The sequence below is a fragment of the Stenotrophomonas sp. YJH_SMC_101-4 genome (assembly GCF_059370395.1).
The window spans coordinates 348,646-364,166 of sequence record NZ_JCAFTP010000002.1; the positions used below are offsets into that span (position 1 = coordinate 348,646).

At 66.1% G+C, this 15,521-nt stretch carries 15 protein-coding genes; 7 read left to right on the forward strand and 8 right to left on the reverse strand.

Annotated features, from left to right (window positions below):
• Position 1: 1 nt before the first annotated feature.
• Complete coding sequence (locus tag AC5P8D_RS07805) at positions 2-1,174, reverse strand: acetyltransferase domain-containing protein (RefSeq protein ID WP_197602071.1); 1,173 nt, start codon at positions 1,172-1,174, stop codon at positions 2-4.
• A 200-nt stretch (positions 1,175-1,374) separates the two neighbouring features.
• Here AC5P8D_RS07805 and AC5P8D_RS07810 point away from each other — a divergent pair, with 200 nt between their 5' ends.
• From AC5P8D_RS07810 to AC5P8D_RS07820, 3 genes are all read left to right on the forward strand, one after another.
• Positions 1,375-3,339, forward strand: a complete 1,965-nt coding sequence (locus tag AC5P8D_RS07810; protein WP_010483387.1) for an OPT family oligopeptide transporter — start codon at positions 1,375-1,377, stop codon at positions 3,337-3,339.
• Positions 3,340-3,572: 233 nt separating this feature from the next.
• Complete coding sequence (locus tag AC5P8D_RS07815) at positions 3,573-5,651, forward strand: alpha/beta hydrolase family protein (RefSeq protein WP_019336622.1); 2,079 nt, start codon at positions 3,573-3,575, stop codon at positions 5,649-5,651.
• Positions 5,652-5,792: 141 nt separating this feature from the next.
• Complete coding sequence (locus AC5P8D_RS07820) at positions 5,793-7,022, forward strand: DUF819 family protein (RefSeq protein WP_495203225.1); 1,230 nt, start codon at positions 5,793-5,795, stop codon at positions 7,020-7,022.
• Between the two features lie 120 nt (positions 7,023-7,142).
• Here the strand turns inward: AC5P8D_RS07820 and AC5P8D_RS07825 are convergent, their stop codons facing one another.
• The 5 genes from AC5P8D_RS07825 to AC5P8D_RS07845 are packed head-to-tail and all read right to left on the reverse strand — an operon-like array spanning position 7,143 to position 10,169.
• The gene (locus AC5P8D_RS07825) at positions 7,143-7,625 is read right to left on the reverse strand and encodes a hypothetical protein (RefSeq protein ID WP_057502711.1); all 483 of its coding nucleotides are present in this window, start codon (positions 7,623-7,625) and stop codon (positions 7,143-7,145) included.
• Positions 7,626-7,671: 46 nt separating this feature from the next.
• On the reverse strand, positions 7,672-7,932 hold the full coding sequence (minE, locus tag AC5P8D_RS07830) for a cell division topological specificity factor MinE (RefSeq protein ID WP_004148073.1): 261 nt from the start codon (positions 7,930-7,932) through the stop codon (positions 7,672-7,674).
• Between the two features lie 2 nt (positions 7,933-7,934).
• A complete protein-coding gene (gene minD, locus AC5P8D_RS07835) occupies positions 7,935-8,744 on the reverse strand; it encodes a septum site-determining protein MinD (protein ID WP_010483375.1) in 810 nt (269 codons plus the stop codon).
• 37 nt (positions 8,745-8,781) lie between these two features.
• Positions 8,782-9,627 carry a septum site-determining protein MinC gene (minC, locus tag AC5P8D_RS07840; RefSeq protein ID WP_049455603.1) on the reverse strand — a complete coding sequence of 282 codons (846 nt, stop codon included), beginning with the start codon at positions 9,625-9,627 and terminating at the stop codon, positions 8,782-8,784.
• Complete coding sequence (locus AC5P8D_RS07845) at positions 9,573-10,169, reverse strand: GNAT family N-acetyltransferase (RefSeq protein ID WP_010483371.1); 597 nt, start codon at positions 10,167-10,169, stop codon at positions 9,573-9,575. The genes minC and AC5P8D_RS07845 overlap by 55 nt, the downstream gene beginning before the upstream one ends.
• A 153-nt stretch (positions 10,170-10,322) precedes the next feature.
• Here AC5P8D_RS07845 and AC5P8D_RS07850 point away from each other — a divergent pair, with 153 nt between their 5' ends.
• The 4 genes from AC5P8D_RS07850 to AC5P8D_RS07865 all read left to right on the forward strand — a co-directional run bounded on the left by AC5P8D_RS07850 (position 10,323) and on the right by AC5P8D_RS07865 (position 13,949).
• Positions 10,323-11,525, forward strand: coding sequence for a sensor histidine kinase (locus AC5P8D_RS07850; RefSeq protein WP_043396763.1), 1,203 nt, complete (start codon positions 10,323-10,325; stop codon positions 11,523-11,525).
• Positions 11,525-12,166 carry a response regulator gene (locus tag AC5P8D_RS07855; protein WP_005408537.1) on the forward strand — a complete coding sequence of 214 codons (642 nt, stop codon included), beginning with the start codon at positions 11,525-11,527 and terminating at the stop codon, positions 12,164-12,166. The genes AC5P8D_RS07850 and AC5P8D_RS07855 overlap by 1 nt, the downstream gene beginning before the upstream one ends.
• A 234-nt stretch (positions 12,167-12,400) precedes the next feature.
• Positions 12,401-13,474: a polyketide cyclase gene (locus tag AC5P8D_RS07860; RefSeq protein WP_021203110.1), complete on the forward strand. Its 1,074-nt coding sequence runs from the start codon at positions 12,401-12,403 to the stop codon at positions 13,472-13,474.
• A gap of 103 nt (positions 13,475-13,577) precedes the next feature.
• Positions 13,578-13,949, forward strand: coding sequence for a DUF423 domain-containing protein (locus AC5P8D_RS07865; RefSeq protein WP_010483366.1), 372 nt, complete (start codon positions 13,578-13,580; stop codon positions 13,947-13,949).
• 159 nt (positions 13,950-14,108) lie between these two features.
• Here AC5P8D_RS07865 and AC5P8D_RS07870 read toward each other — a convergent pair whose 3' ends face one another.
• Together AC5P8D_RS07870 and AC5P8D_RS07875 are read right to left on the reverse strand one after the other, a co-directional pair.
• Positions 14,109-14,918 carry a M15 family metallopeptidase gene (locus AC5P8D_RS07870; protein ID WP_478406887.1) on the reverse strand — a complete coding sequence of 270 codons (810 nt, stop codon included), beginning with the start codon at positions 14,916-14,918 and terminating at the stop codon, positions 14,109-14,111.
• A 9-nt stretch (positions 14,919-14,927) separates the two neighbouring features.
• Positions 14,928-15,521: a PH domain-containing protein gene (locus AC5P8D_RS07875; protein ID WP_049434606.1), complete on the reverse strand. Its 594-nt coding sequence runs from the start codon at positions 15,519-15,521 to the stop codon at positions 14,928-14,930.

Consider the following 15,521-nt stretch of genomic DNA (forward strand, 5'->3'; position numbering starts at 1 on the left):
ATTATAGGCGCGTGCCGCAGGCACGCACCGGGTAGCGCAGCCAAGCCAGGTCACGCCTTCGCGCCTTGAACCGCGCGAACGCCCGCGTCGGCGGGTACAGCACCACCGCCAGCGCACAGGCCACCAGCAGCAGGCCGGCCACCGAATCCAGGGCGTACAGGTCACCGTGCGTCGGTCCCCAGATTGCCAGCGCGGCCAGGTACAGCCCCTTCAGCACATACAGGTGCAGCAGGTAGAAGAACATCGGCGCGGCGCCGATATCGGCCAGCGGGCGCAGCGCACGCGCCAGGGGTGGCCATTCGTACAGGCGTAGCAACAGCACGCCCACGCCCAGGGTCAGCAGCAGGAACTGCAATGACGGCGGGTACTTGGTGATGTTGAACACGCTCATCCATGTGCGCAGCGTGCTGCTTTGGTACTGCCACGGTGCATCCCCGTACTGGTTGGCGAACCGCAGCAGCGCGAACAGGGCAAGCGCACCGATGCCTGCCCACAGCAGCCAGTGCTGGCGCTGCTCCGGCGCGCGTTCGCGGGCGAACCAGGGACCCATCAGATAACCCAGGGCGATCACCCCGATCCACGGCAGCACCGGATAGGAGGTGCGCAGTCGCAGCACGCCGGCCTCGATCCAGTCGCGCTGGTGCAGCACTTTCCACAGCACCGGCAGCGGCCCGTTGCCTTCCGTCCGCACACCATCCAACACGTTGTGCCCGGCCACCACCGCGACCGCGGCCACCAGCAGGACGGGACGGGGCAGCCACAACAGGCCGCCCAGCGCGATCATGCTCAGGCCGATGGCCCAGATCACCTGCAGGTACAGCGTGTCCGGTGGCAGCTGGAAGGTCCAGGCGAAGTTCACCAGGGTCAGTTCCAGCACGACCAGGAACAGGCCGCGCTTGAGCAGGAAGGCGGACGTGGCCCGGCGCGGATCCGCCTGGCGCTGGCCGTACAGCCAGGCCGAAAGACCGGTCAACAGGACGAACACGGGCGCGCACAGGTGGGCCAGCAGACGGCAGGCGAACAGCGCAGGGGAGACCGTCGCCGCGTCCATCGGGTCGCTCACCTGGTGCTGCAGGAAGAAGGTCTCGCGCACGTGGTCCAGCAACATCAACAGCATCACGGTGCCGCGCAGCTGGTCGATGGAGGCCAGGCGAGGGGAGGGGGAAGGGGGCATGCGATGCAGTAACAACAAGGTAGCATTAAGATATAACATATCATTTGCTGTGTGCCCAACCGGACTTTGCCGGGTCGGTCGATTGCCGGTCCACGTACTGGCCCATTGCGCTGCAGCACACGCCCCCATCCTTTGGCACGCTGGACTTGATCTGTCCTGAACGCTAGCGTGGCAGGGATTTTTTGCCAGCAGGGGCTTCCATGAACCACGACGCTGCGCCCAAGCAGCTCACCTTCCGCGCAGTGGCCCTGGCCATCGTGCTGGCGGTGGTGCTGTCGGCCGCAAACGCCTACCTCGGTCTGTTCGCAGGCCTGACCATCGCCACCGCCATTCCCGCCGCGGTGATTTCCATGGGCGTGCTGCGCCTGCTGGGCGGTGGCTCCATCCTTGAAAACAACATCGTGCAGACCGGCGCTTCGGCCGGCTCGTCGATCGCCGCCGGTGTGATCTTCACCATTCCGGCGCTGGTGATCATGGGCTACTGGCCGGACTTCAAGTACTGGTGGGTGCTGGGCATCGCCGGCCTTGGCGGCCTGCTGGGTGTGCTGTTCTCGGTGCCGCTGCGCCGTTCGATGATCGTCGAAGACCCGCTTCCGTTCCCGGAAGGCAAGGCCGCGGCCGAAGTGCTCAAGGCCGGTGAGAACCCGGGCCCGGGCCTGAAGATCCTCGGCCTGTCGGCGGTGATCGGTGCCTTCGTCAAGCTGGCCGCGGAAAGCGGCATGCGCCTGATTCCCGATGCCTGGGCCACTTCGGCCTACGTCGGCAGCTCCAAGGTCACCGCCTTCATCGGCACCAACCTGTCGCCGGCACTGCTGGGCGTGGGCTACATCGTCGGCCTCAACGTCGGCATCGTGGTGGTGTCCGGCTCGATCCTGACCTGGCACATCGCCATTCCGATCTACCAGGCGTTCTTCATGAACACCGATCCGGCACTGGCCGCGTCGGTCGCCACCGCTTCGTCCACCGAAGCCGCGTTTGCCATCTGGGGTGCGAAGATGCGCTACCTGGGTGTCGGCGCGATGCTGATCGGTGGTATCTGGACCCTGATCTCGCTGCGCAAGTCGCTGCTCAACGGCGTCAAGAGCGGCTTTGCCGCCGCCCGCAAGAGCGGCGGCCCGGTGCTGGCGCACACCGAGCGCGACCTGCCGATGAAGTGGATGCTGGTGGCCCTGGTGGTCTTCGTGCTGCCGCTGCTGGCCCTGTACCAGGCCATCGTCGGCCAGTGGCACGTGTCGATCCCGATGACCCTCATCATGATCGTCGCCGGCTTCCTGTTCGTGTCGGTCTCGGCCTACCTGGCCGGCCTGATCGGTTCGTCCAACAACCCGGTCTCGGGCATCACCATCTCCACCATCCTGTTCGCCTCGGCCGTGCTGGTCGTGCTGCTGGGCGCCGATGGCCTCAAGCCGGTCGGTGCCGGCGGTGCGCCGCTGGGTGCGGTGGCTGCGATCATGATCGGCGCGGTGGTGTGCTGCGCTGCGGCGGTCGGCGGTGACAACCTGCAGGACCTCAAGGCCGGCTACATCGTCGGCGCCACCCCGTGGAAGCAGCAGTTGATGCTGGGCATCGGTGCGTTCTCGTGCGCACTGATCATGGCCCCGGTGCTGAACCTGCTGGCTACCGCCTACGGCATCGGCGTGAAGTCCGAGCTGCACCCGAACGCGCTGGCTGCACCGCAGGCCAACCTGATGGCCTCGGTGGCCAAGGGCCTGTTCGGTGGCGAACTGCCGTGGACCTTCATCGGCATCGGTGCCGTGGTCGGCGCCGCCATCATCGCCTTCGACAGCTGGCTGAAGTCGCGCAACGCACGCTTCCGCGTGCCGGTGCTGGCCGCCGCCATCGGTATCTACCTGCCGCTGGAACTGATGGTGCCGATCTTCCTCGGTGGCCTGATTGCCCACCTGGTGGAGCGCTTCCACAAGGTGCGCGCCGATGACGAAGAAGGCCGCGACCGCGTGCACAAGCCGGGCGTGCTGTTCGCTGCCGGCCTGATCACCGGCGAGGCGCTGATGGGCATCGCCATCGCGATTCCGATCGTGGTCAGCAGCCGCGCAGACGTGCTGGCCGTGCCGTTCCACCTGCCGGGCGCACAGTGGATCGGCCTGGCCGTGCTGTTCCTGGTCGGCTGGCTGATCTACCGCACTGGCAAGTACGCCAAGGCGTAATGCAGGGGGTCGGATCCCTTCCCGGAGGGAAGGGCTCTGACCCCACGCTGACAGCGTCTGGGGTCAGAGCCGATTCCGCCGGAATCGGATCCGCCCCCCGTGTCCCCACAAACCGCGCTACGGCGCGGTTTGCTGTTTCTGGCGATTGCCCGCCCGCAGGCATGACCGATGGCCTTGGCAGCCCCGGCCGCACGGGCCTAACATCGGTTTTTTGCCGTCCTGCGGAGACCCCGATGAAACTGCGTCATGCCCTGCTGCCACTGAGCCTGCTGGCCGCCCTGCCCAGCGTTGCCGCTGCCCGTGGCCTGGAAGTCCGCGACATGGTGGCCATGGACCGCGTCTCCGCGCCGGTACTGACCGCTGACGGCGGCACCGTGGTGTTCGCCAAGCGCAGCGTCGACGCCAACCTGAAGGCCTCCACCGCGCTGTTCGCACGCAACCTGCGCACCCGCGATGCGGCGCCGCCGAAGCAGATCACCCCGGCTGGCTGGAGTGTCAATTCCGCTTCACTGTCGGCCGATGGCCAGACCGTGTACTTCCTCAGCGCCAAGAACGGCAGCCAGCAGCTGTACGCGCAGCCGATCAGCGGCGGTGCTCCGCGCCAGCTGACCGACTTCCCGGTGGACGTGGACAGCTACCACGTGTCGCCGCAGGACGACCGCGTGTTGTTCAGCGCCGGCGTGTTCCAGGCCTGCGCCTCGGACCTGACCTGCACCGAGAAGAAGCTGAAGGACGTGGCCGGCGCCAAGGCCAGCGGCAAGGTCTTCGATTCGCTGTTCGTGCGCCACTGGGATACCTGGAACGACGGCCGCCGCAATACCCTGTTCGTGGCGCCGCTGCCGTCGGCCAAGGCCGGCGCGGTCAAGGGCGCTTCTGCACTGAGCGCGACCATCGATGGCGACGCGCCGTCCAAGCCGTTCGGTGGCAACGATGATTTCGCGTGGTCGCCGGATGGTGCCAGCGTGGTGGCCAGCATCCGTGTGGCCGGCAAGCAGGAGCCGTGGTCGACCAACTTCGACCTGTACCGCTTCGACGCCGCGGGCAAGCAGGCACCGGTCAACCTGACCGCGTCCAACCCGGCCTGGGATGCCGGCCCGGTGTTCAGCGCCGACGGCAAGACCCTGTTCTACCGTGCGATGAAGCGCCCGGGCTTCGAAGCCGATCGCTTTGGCCTGATGGCGATGGACGTTGCCAGCGGCAAGACGCGCGAGATCGCCCCGCAGTGGGATCGTTCGGCTGGCGGCATCGCCCTGTCCGCCGACGGCGCCAGCATCTACACCACCGCCGATGACCTCGGCGAACACCCGCTGTTCCAGATCGACGTGGCCAGCGGCAAGGCCACCAAGCTGATTGGCGATGGCAGCGTTACTGCTGTCGACGTGGCCGGCAACAGCGTGGCCATCACCCGCAACAGCCTGAAGAGCAACGACCAGGTACTGGTCGGCCTGCTGCCGGCCGCGGGCGAAGCCATCGGCGAACTGCGCGCGCTGACCCCGGCTGCTGGCGACGTACTGAAGGACGTGACCTTCGGTGACTACGAACAGTTCGAGTTCAAGGGCTGGAACAACGACACCGTGCACGGCTACGTGGTCAAGCCGCACAACTACCAGGAAGGCAAGTCGTACCCGGTCGCGTTCCTGATCCACGGCGGTCCGCAGGGCAGCTTCGGCAACGGCTGGAGCTACCGCTGGAACCCGCAGACCTACGCGGGCCAGGGCTACGCGGTGGTGATGATCGATTTCCACGGTTCCACCGGCTATGGCCAGGCCTTCACCGATGCGATCAGCCAGCACTGGGGCGACCGCCCGCTGGAAGACCTGCAGAAGGGCTGGGACGCGGCGCTGAAGAAGTATTCCTTCCTCAACGGTGACAAGGCCTGTGCGCTGGGCGCGAGCTACGGTGGCTTCATGGTCAACTGGATCGCCGGCAACTGGAACAGCCCGTTCAAGTGCCTGGTCAACCATGACGGCGTGTTCGACCAGCGCATGATGGGCTACGCCACCGAAGAGCTGTGGTTCACCGAGTGGGAGCAGGGCGGTACCCCGTACCAGAAGGCCGCGAACTACGAGAAGTTCAACCCGGTCAACCACGTGGCGGACTGGAAGAAGCCGATCCTGGTCATCCACGGCCAGCAGGACTTCCGCATTCCGGTCGAGCAGGGCCTGGCTGCGTTCACCGCTGCACAGCGCCAGGGCATCGAATCGAAGTTCCTGTACTTCCCGGACGAGAACCACTGGGTGTTGAAGCCGAACAACAGCATCCTGTGGCATGACACCGTCAATGCCTGGCTGAAGCAGCACATCGGCAACTGATGGTTGCAGCGCCGCCCTTCGGGGCGGCGCTTTTGTTTTCGACGGTGGGTGCCGATGTTCCCGCCGGTGGGTGCCGACCGTTGGTCGGCACACCTTCGCCAACAGCAGCCGAGCATGGCTCGGCTCTACAAGAGCCCCTGCATGATCCAGAACGACATCGTCGTCTTCGGCTTGATCGCCGCCACCCTCGGCGCCGTGTTCTGGACCGCCTCGCGCGAGCAGGGCCTGTGGAAGCGCTTCTACACGTTCGTGCCGGCGCTGCTGCTGTGCTACCTGATTCCCGGCATCTACAACACCGTCGGCCTCATCGATGGCCAGAACACCAAGCTCTACAACCCGATCGCACGCGACATCCTGCTGCCGGCGGCGCTGATCCTGCTGACGCTGGCGGTGGACATCAAGGGCATCCTGCGGCTGGGCCCGAAGCTGGTGCTGATGTACCTGGGCGCGTCGGCCAGCATCATGCTCGGCGCGGTGGTGGCGTTCCTGTTGATGCGCGCGGTGCATCCGGAAACCGTGGCCGGTGACACCTGGGCCGGCATGGCCGCCCTGGCGGGCAGCTGGATCGGCGGCGGCGCCAACATGCTGGCGATGCGCGAAGTGTTCGACGTCAACGCCACCACGTTCGGCCAGTTCGCGGTGGTCGACGTGGGTGTCGGCTACGTGTGGATGGCCGCGCTGATCTTCCTGGCCGGGCGTGCCGCGAAGATCGATGCACGCAGTGGCGCCGATACCTCGGCCATCGATGAACTGAAGGAGCGCATCGCGCGCTTCCAGGCCGAGCACGAGCGCATTCCCAGCCTTACCGACCTGATGCTGATCGTGGCGGTGGCCTTCGGTGGCGTGGGCCTGTCGCACGCCATCGGCGCGCCGCTGGCGGCGTGGTTCAAGGCCAACGTCAGCTGGGCTTCGCAGTTCAGCCTGGATGCGCCGTTCGTGTGGGTGGTGGTGCTGTCGACCTCGCTGGGCCTGAGCCTGAGCTTCACCCGTGCACGTACCCTGGAAGGGGCGGGCGCCTCGCGGCTGGGCTCGCTGCTGCTGTATTTCCTGATCGCCTGCATCGGCATGCAGATGGATCTGCTGGCGCTGCTGGATCGCCCGTGGCTGTTCCTGCTCGGCCTGATCTGGATTGCCGTGCACATCGTGCTGCTGTGGTGCCTGGGCAAACTGCTGAAGGTGCCGTTCTTCTATTTCGCGATCGGTTCGCAATCGAACATCGGTGGCCCGGCCTCGGCGCCGGTAGTGGCGGGCGCGTTCCATCCGGCGCTGGCGCCGGTGGGCGTGCTGCTGGGCACGATGGGCTATGCGACCGGCACGTACCTGGCCTACATCGTCGGTATTACCCTGCGCGCGCTGGCCGGGCAGGGTTGATCCTGTAGAGCCGAGCCCATGCTCGGCTGCTTCTGGCTTTGCATTCGCGCTCGTGACAGCGAAGAGCAGCCGAGCATGGGCTCGGCTCTACAGTAGATCCACGCCATGCGTGGATGGCGGTTACGCCGCCTGCAGCAACCCGCGTTCGATCAACCACGCCCGCGCATCCTCGGCGTCCTGTTCAAACCACGCCTTGGTGGATCCCAGCCGATACGTATACCCCCAGGCATCCATGTCGGCCATCAGCCGCGCAGTGCCAACACCCGGCAGCTGCCCGGCCAGCACGATCTGCAGGTAGCAGGTGGCATCTTCCTCGGCCACCGAGTCGGTGGCGTCGGTATGCACCCGCGCACGCCGCTCCGGCGGCAGCACGATCAGGTGGCAGGCTTCGTGCAGCATCGAATGCACGGGAGTGTCGTCGCGCACGTATACGTTGCTGGCGATGATGCCGGCCTCGGGCTCGCCCCAGTAGCTGCCGGGAATCGCTTCACCGGCCGCGACGTGGTGCAGCCGCAGGCCATGCGCGGCGAGCAGGCGCTGCGCATCGGCGAAGGCGATGTCGCCCACGCAGGTGATGTCCACGGCGGTTGTCGTATCGGTCATGCGGTTCGGGCAGCCCCGCCCATGCAGGCACGGGCGGGGCAGGAGATCAGGGTTTGTCCGGGCCTTCAGGCAGCGCCACGGAGATGTCCAGCACGTCGTGCTGGCCATCCTTCACCAGGTCGACCTTCACCGCATCGACGTCGATGTTCACGTACTTCTTGATCACTTCCAGCAGCTCACGCTGCAGCAGCGGCAGGTAATCGGGGCCGCCACGGTTGCTGCGTTCCTGCGCGATGATGATCTGCAGGCGGTTCTTGGCGGTTTCGGCGGTGGTCTTCTTCGCTTTGAGGAAATCAAACAGGCCCATGCTTACCCTCCGAACAGCTTGCTGAAGAAGCCCTTCTTCTCGACGTTGGTGAAGCGCATCGGGCGTTCTTCGCCGAGGATGCGCGCGACGGCGTCGTCGTAGGCCTGGCCGGCAGCGGACTCGACATCCAGGATGACCGGCTCGCCCTTGTTGGAGGCGTTGAGCACGTCACCCGACTCGGGGATCACGCCAATCGCCTTCAGGCCGAGCACTTCCTCGACGTCGGCGATGCTGAGCATCTCGCCACTTTCCACGCGCAGCGGGGTGTAGCGGGTCAGCAGCAGGAAGGCCGGCACGTCCTGGCCGGACTCGGCCTTGTGGGTCTTCGAATCGAGCAGGCCGATGATGCGGTCCGAGTCGCGCACCGACGACACTTCCGGGTTTACCACCACCACGGCGCGGTCGGCGAAGTACATCGCCAGGAAGGCGCCCTTCTCGATGCCGGCCGGGGAATCGCAGATGATGTAATCGAAACCGTCGGCGGCCAGGTCCTTCAGGACCTTGCCCACGCCTTCCTGGGTCAGTGCGTCCTTGTCGCGGGTCTGCGAGGCGGCCAGCACGTACAGGTTCTCGAAGCGCTTGTCCTTGATCAGGGCCTGCTTGAGGGTCGCTTCGCCGTGCACGACGTTGACGAAGTCGTACACCACGCGGCGTTCGCAGCCCATGATCAGGTCGAGGTTGCGCAGGCCGACGTCGAAGTCGATCACCGCCACCTTCTTGCCGCGCCGTGCCAGGCCGCAGGCCAGGCTCGCGCTGGAAGTGGTCTTGCCGACGCCGCCCTTGCCGGAGGTGACTACGATGATTTCAGCCAAAGGACTTCTCCTGGTTCTGCATGAGTTTGGAGCTGCGTCAGTCCAGCGCAGCGATCTTGATCTGGTCCTGTTCCAGCCACACCTGCACGGCTTTGCCGCGCAGGTTGTCCGGGACATCGTCCAGTACCTTGTAGTGGCCTGCAATGGCCACCAGTTCCGCATGGAAATCACGGCAGAAAATGCGTGCCGCGGTGTTGCCCTGGGCCCCTGCCAGCGCGCGGCCGCGCAGGGTGCCGTAGATATGGATGCTGCCGTCGGCGATGACTTCGGCGCCGGCACCGACGGTGGCCATCACGGTCAGGTCGCAGTTCTCAGCGTACAGCTGCTGGCCCGAACGCACGTTGCCCAGCTGCATGCGGCCGGGTTGCGGTGCGGCGGCGTCGGCGACCTTGGCCACCGGCGTGGCCGGCGCCGGCTTCGGTTCGGCACGGGCCGCGCGACGCGGTTCAGGCGCGGACGGCGGCGGAGCCGGCTCGGCCTCGGCACGCTCGTACTGGGCGCGGAATTTGGCCAGCAGGGGCAGCCCGAGCTGCTGCGAGAGCAGGTCGACCGCGCTGGTGCCATAGGCCAACGCCACCGGCAGCACGCCGGCACTGCGCAGGCCATCGACCAGCGCCTGCGCGGTAGCCACGTCCGGCACCTGGCTCAGGCCGCCGAAGTCGAGGATCACCGCCGCGCGGCCGAACAGTTTCGGCGCACGGGTGACGCGTTCACGCATTTCCTGCACAAGGCGCTCGACATCAAGGGTGCGGATGCGCAGGTTGGCGACGCCCACCTGGCCGATCTTCAGTTCACCGGCCTGTTCGTAATCGAAATTCACCGCCACGCTCAGGTCCCCGTCGGCCGCTGTGCCTGTGCCGGCAGCTGCCGGGCACGTGTCCATGCCACATCCGGCAGCTTGCCGCCGTAGGTCTCCTGGACCCACGGGTAGCTGCACAGTTCCTTGGCCAGCATGCTGGCGCGCACATCGACCTGCGGCATGGTGTTCTGGCCCAGCTCGCGGAAGCCGAAGCTGCCGTGGAAGAGCAGGGCGGCATCGGCGCCATGGTCGAGGAAGACTTCGCAGGTCATCTGCGGGTAGCGCAGCTCGGCGAAGCTCTGCGCGTCGGCATAGAACGCACGGCCGACGCCACCGCCACGACGGCGGCTGGCGACCACGATGCGGTCGATATAGAAGAACGGGGTGTCCAGCTGCTGCTTGAACCAGGCGAAGTTGCTGCTGTCGTGCTGGCTGTCGCTGCCGAAGCCGATCAGGAAACCGGCCAGGTTGCCGTCGCGCTCGGCGACGCGGAAATACTCAGCGGTTTCGTAGAACAGGCGCAGGCGGGCCGCATCCAGGGGAAGGATGGCCAGGCCAGCGTTGTTGTTCAAAGCCAGGACGGAATCGAGCTCGTGCTCGCGCACGTCGCGGATGACAATCGACATTGTGACTCCGTGGGGTAACGCGGTTGGTCCGTCAAATTGGACCCTGCGCACGATTATTGCATGCCCGGGGTGGGCTGCGGCATGAACAGGGGGCCGCAGATGCATGACTTCCGTGGGAGTGCGCGACGCAGGCCGGGCCCGTAGAGTGCTGGCATGTTGGGAGTCCTCAGCCATACCCGCGTCCTCCGTCTGGCCGGCCTGTTTACCTGGGTCATGGTCGGCCTGCCACTGGCGTACTCGCAGTTCGAGAACCTGCACAGCCGCAGCGATATGGGCAGCTGGGCGATCCTGCTGTTCGTCGCCTACCTGTCCTTCGGCGCCGCGTACTACTGGCTGACCCGCCTCCTGCGCAGCGACAGCGACAGTCACACCACCTGGCTGGACCGCGGCCTGCTGCTGCTGCTGACGGTTTCGGCGCTCGGCGTCAGCTACCTCAGTGGTTCCGGCCTTGGCAGCATCCTGATGATGGTGGCTGCCGGCGTCATTCCGTGGATGCTGTCGGCGCGCCTGTGCGTGCTGTGGCTGCTGGTCAGCCAGCTGGCGGTGGCCCCGGTCTATTACATGCTGCTGCACTTCCCGCTGTTCGAAGCCGTGATGCAATCGCTGCTGTATGGCGGCTTTTCCATGTTCATCTTCGTGACCAGCCTTGTCGCGCGACAGCAGACCCAGGCCCGCGACGAGCAGCGAAGGCTCAATTCGGAGCTGCGCGCCACCCGCGCCCTGCTGGCCGAAAGCGCCCGGGTCAATGAGCGAACCCGCATTTCGCGTGAGCTGCACGATCTTCTGGGGCATCAGCTGACTGCGCTGACCCTGAACCTGGAAGTGGCCGGCCACCTGGCCGAGGGCCAGGCGCTGGACCATGTGAAGCGCTCGCACGCCCTGGCCAAGCTGTTGCTGGGCAACGTGCGCGAGGTGGTCAGCCAGCTGCGTGAGACCGGCGCCATCGATCTGGCCGCGGCACTGCGCCCGCTGACCGAGAATGTGCCTTCGCTGGACATCCAGCTGGACATCGAGGATCCGCTGAACGTGGAGGACCCGCAGAGGGCCCACGTGCTGCTGCGCTGCACCCAGGAGATCATCACCAACGCGGTGCGCCACGCCGGCGCCCGCCACCTGTGGATCAAGGTGTACCGTGAAGCCCCCGACCGGGTGGTGGTGGAGGCCCGCGACGACGGTGTCGGCGCGGATATGGTCAATGTGGGCAATGGCTTGCGCGGCATGCGCGAGCGCCTGCAACAATGTGGTGGCCAGCTGCAGGTCGAAACCCGGCCCGGTGAAGGCTTCCGGTTGCGGGCGACGGTGCCGGCAACGGTGCTGGTGGCCGCCCTTACCAAGGTTCCTGAAGGAGTGCGTTGATGATTCGCGTCTGCCTGGTCGACGACCAAACCCTGGTGCGGCAGGGAATCCGCTCCCTGCTGGCGCTCGACGACGGTATCGAGGTGGTGGCCGAGGCCGGCGATGGCCGGCAGGCGGTCGAGCTGATACCGCAGGTGCGTCCCGACGTGGTGCTGATGGACATGCGCATGCCGGTGATGTCCGGGCTGGAGGCGCTGCAGGTGCTGTCGCGCCAGGAGCAGCTGCCGCCGACCATCATCCTCACCACCTTCGACGACGACCAGCTGGTGCTGGCCGGGCTCAAGGCCGGTGCCAAGGGCTACCTGCTCAAGGACGTGACCCTGGCGCAGCTGGTCGGTGCCATCCGCACCGTGGCCGAAGGCGGTTCGCTGGTGCAGCCGGCCGTGACCCAGCGCCTGCTGTCCGGCCTGGAGCACATGCGCAACGAGTTCGTCAGCCTGGACCGGCCGGACCCGTTGACCGACCGCGAGACCGAGATCCTGCGCCTGATGGCCAGTGGCTTCTCCAACAAGGAGATCGCCAATTCGCTGGGTGTGGCCGAAGGCACCATCAAGAACCACGTGTCCAACATCCTGTCCAAGCTGGGCGTGCGCGACCGTACGCGTGCCGTACTGAAGGCGTTCGAGCTTCAGCTGGTCTGAGGAAAACCTTTTCAGGACAATGACTTGAGGCCCAGGCATGGCCCTCGGGTGGGGTTGCCCCCTACTTCACGGGTATCGGTATGCGGTACCCTTCGAATTCTTTGTCCATACAAATACGCAGCCGGCAGGGAAACCGGTGCGCCAATCCCGATAAACAATGCCCGCGAAGCCTGCTAGGATTGGCGCTTCGCTTCAATCAACCCGGCCGTGGGATCGGCCCCGGAGACTCTCTGAATGACCCGTATTATCGAGTTCCTGATCGCCTTGGGGATCGTGGCTGGCCTGTTCGTCATCATTGGCGTATGTCTGCCGGGCGAGCGTCACATCACCGAAAGCATCGAGACCAACCGCAAGATGACGATCGTGTACGACACGGTCAGCAGCCTGCGCCGCTTCAAGGACTGGAACCCGCTGGTACTGCGCGATCCCGCCGTTGAACTGAAGCTGTCCGGCCCGGCCTCCGGCGTCGGTGCCACTCTCGACTTCACCTCCAAGGACCTGGGCACCGGTTCCTGGAAGATTACCGAAGCCGAAGAGAACAAGCGCGTTGCGATCGCCATCGATGACGCCACCAAGGGTCACGACAAGATCACCACCTTCACGCTGGAGCCGACCGGCAAGGGTGGCCGCAACGTCAAGATCACCCAGGACTATTCGGTGAAGTACGGCTTTGACCTGTTCGGCCGTTATGCAGGCCTGTATGTCAGCCGCCAGATCGGCGACGACATCAAGATGGGTCTGTCGCGCATGGCCAACATGCTGGCCACCGTCCCGAACGTGGACTACCGCACCCCGGAAGCCCCGCTGACCGATCTGGGCATCGTCGACGTGCCGGCTGAAGACCTGCTGGTCGTCAACGCCGGTAACGTGGACCGTGGTCAGGACACGATCACCAAGTCCATCAAGGACAACCAGGAGTGGATCAAGCGCGTGATGGAGGCCAATGGCCTTGAAGCCGCCGGTCCGTTCCGCATCATCACCACCGACTTCGGTCAGGAAAAGTACGCCTTCGACATCGCCCAGCCGGTGAAGAAGAAGGGTGCTGAAGGTGCCACCGCTGAAGAGCTGACCGTCAAGATCGACGGTGGCGCCCCGGTCAAGTACGTGCATGTGGCTCCGCACCGTTCGGCGCATGCCGCCTACACCGGCCACATGGCGGGTCTGGACGTGGCCCGCAACGGTCTGCGTGCCTGGGCCGTGACTTCCGGCAACGAAGTGATCGACCGTCCGTACGAAACCTGGAAGGACGGCATCGACAAGTCGTTCACCCCGGAAGGTACCTACGACATCTACTGGGCCGTCAAGTAAGCTTCGGCTGACCCATGTAGTGTTGGACACGAAAACGCGCCGCTCATTGCGGCGCGTTTTTTTTCATCTGGCGCCCGGCAAGGGCGCTGCGCAAGGAGCCCACATGTTCAATCTCGAACGTCGCGCACGTAAGCCTTCGCTGCTGGCCTGCCTGGGTGCGCTGCTGGCCGCCGCCTCGATCGGCCTGTCGGCCTACGCCTCGCACGGTGTGGCCGACCCGCTGGCGCAGCAGCATCTGAACATGGCGGCGCTGTATGCGTTCGCGCATGGTGCGGTACTGGTGGCGCTCGGACCGCGCGCGCAGGGAGCGATCGCGCACCTGGCGCTGTACGTGCTGCTGCTGGGAGTGCTGCTGTTTTCCGGCAGCCTGGTGGGCGGCGCGTTGTGGCAGTGGCCGACGCGGATGGCACCGATTGGCGGCACCAGCATGATGGCCGGATGGGTGTTGCTGGGGATCAATGCGTTGAGGCGGTGACGGCAGCGGAGATCGGCCAAGCACGACACCGCTGCGCCGTCAGCTTCTGTAGAGCCGAGCCATGCTCGGCTTCGAGCGAAGCGACCCGCTTTTGTCTTTGCTCTCTTGTTCCATCCTGCGGCCATGCACTGATTGCCCCAGGCTTTCGCCACGAGGGGCTCAGCCGTTGGCCGGCTTCCAGCACCAGTGCCACGGTTCGTAGACGATTCCGTGCGGGTTGTCGCGGGGGTAGCTCAGATGGAAGCCGTGTTCACCGGCATGGGCCTGCAGCCACGCGAACGCGTCGGTGGCTTCGAACGATTCTTCGGCCGGCGCGTCGCCCGGCGTGCCGATGTCCAGCGCGTGGCCGCTGTGGTGTTCGCTGAACCCCGGTGCGGCATTCACCTTCAGGATCTCTGCCACGCTCAAGCCGCGCGCCAGCTTCCGTTCGAAGATGCCCAGCTGGTAGGCATGGCTGCGGAAGCCGGAGATCGCGTCCAGCGCAATTCCGTCCTGTGCCGCGTGCAGTTGCATCCGCCGCCAGCCCTGCGCGGCGCCACGGCGCAGCCACAATGGGCGGGCGAAGCGGTCGCGACCGGCGAAGTGCAGCAGGCACGGTTCGGATTCCAGCGGCAAGCCGCTGCCGTCTGCGTAGCGCTGTGCATCCAGGCCAAGCTGCTGCAGGCGCTGCTGCAACCCGGCCAGCGGCAGCCATTGATCTTCCAGTCCGGCGCCGAACGGCCGCGCTGCCGCGGCATCCAGCAGCGCCAGTGCTTCCTCGACCCCGGGCTCGCGTGGCAGGTGCGGCACCATGGCGTGCACACCCTGCGCCAGTACCGCCGCCAGGTAGCGGCCATCGCGCTTGCGCCGCAGCACCCAGTGCGCCTGCGACAGCAGGCGTGCATCCAGGTTGCTGCGTGCACGCAGCAGGTGGGCGGGCCACAGCTCGATGGCCTCGGTATTGATCAGCAGGGGGGCGCGTCGTTGCATCGCCGCAGCTTACTGCCGTGGCGCCGACGCGGCCACCTTGCGCAGTGCATCGAGCAGCGCCTGCGGCCGGTCCACGCTGAGCAGCAGCGTGCTGCCATCACTGACCGGCAGGGCGAGGACGCGCGCACGGTCGGTGACCAGGGCGAAGCCCTTGCCGCCGCCCTGCAGGCGGAAGTGGCCCGAGTAGAAGCCCGGCATTGAATAGCCATTGGTTTTGACACGGATGCCGTAGCGGCGGTCACGCTGCAGGTCGACCACCTCGGCCTGGTCCAGCCGCAGCTGCGCCACTGGCACGCGCCGCCGATACATCGTCGAGCGCACGTCCAGCACGTTGCCGGCCAGCGCCACGCGGCGGCGGAAGAATGCGGCTCCCAGCCCGACAGCGAGTACAGCGATGACGATCAGGCTCCATGCCGCACTGCCGCCCATCCGGAACCAGGGCGGCGACAGCGTCACTTCGATCCAGGGTGCGCTTGCCGGTGCCTTGTACAGCTGTGCGTACAGGCAGGCCACGAAGGCAGCCAGCAGCGGCAGCACGATCCAGAGCACGCGCAGCGGCGAGCTCTCGGCCACGTCAAAGGGTTTGGGGTCGCTGCCGCCCAT

What these genes read in the sequence shown, in the direction of transcription:
- AC5P8D_RS07805 (WP_197602071.1), bottom strand. Translation starts at nt 1,174, where the DNA reads ATGCCCCCTTCCCCCTCCCCTCGCCTGGCCTCCATCGACCAGCTGCGC.
- AC5P8D_RS07810 (WP_010483387.1), top strand. Translation starts at nt 1,375, where the DNA reads ATGAACCACGACGCTGCGCCCAAGCAGCTCACCTTCCGCGCAGTGGCC.
- AC5P8D_RS07815 (WP_019336622.1), top strand. Translation starts at nt 3,573, where the DNA reads ATGAAACTGCGTCATGCCCTGCTGCCACTGAGCCTGCTGGCCGCCCTG.
- AC5P8D_RS07820 (WP_495203225.1), top strand. Translation starts at nt 5,793, where the DNA reads ATGATCCAGAACGACATCGTCGTCTTCGGCTTGATCGCCGCCACCCTC.
- AC5P8D_RS07825 (WP_057502711.1), bottom strand. Translation starts at nt 7,625, where the DNA reads ATGACCGATACGACAACCGCCGTGGACATCACCTGCGTGGGCGACATC.
- minE (WP_004148073.1), bottom strand. Translation starts at nt 7,932, where the DNA reads ATGGGCCTGTTTGATTTCCTCAAAGCGAAGAAGACCACCGCCGAAACC.
- minC (WP_049455603.1), bottom strand. Translation starts at nt 9,627, where the DNA reads ATGGACACGTGCCCGGCAGCTGCCGGCACAGGCACAGCGGCCGACGGG.
- AC5P8D_RS07845 (WP_010483371.1), bottom strand. Translation starts at nt 10,169, where the DNA reads ATGTCGATTGTCATCCGCGACGTGCGCGAGCACGAGCTCGATTCCGTC.
- AC5P8D_RS07850 (WP_043396763.1), top strand. Translation starts at nt 10,323, where the DNA reads ATGTTGGGAGTCCTCAGCCATACCCGCGTCCTCCGTCTGGCCGGCCTG.
- AC5P8D_RS07855 (WP_005408537.1), top strand. Translation starts at nt 11,525, where the DNA reads ATGATTCGCGTCTGCCTGGTCGACGACCAAACCCTGGTGCGGCAGGGA.
- AC5P8D_RS07860 (WP_021203110.1), top strand. Translation starts at nt 12,401, where the DNA reads ATGACCCGTATTATCGAGTTCCTGATCGCCTTGGGGATCGTGGCTGGC.
- AC5P8D_RS07865 (WP_010483366.1), top strand. Translation starts at nt 13,578, where the DNA reads ATGTTCAATCTCGAACGTCGCGCACGTAAGCCTTCGCTGCTGGCCTGC.
- AC5P8D_RS07870 (WP_478406887.1), bottom strand. Translation starts at nt 14,918, where the DNA reads ATGCAACGACGCGCCCCCCTGCTGATCAATACCGAGGCCATCGAGCTG.
- AC5P8D_RS07875 (WP_049434606.1), bottom strand. Translation starts at nt 15,521, where the DNA reads ATGGGCGGCAGCGACCCCAAACCCTTTGACGTGGCCGAGAGCTCGCCG.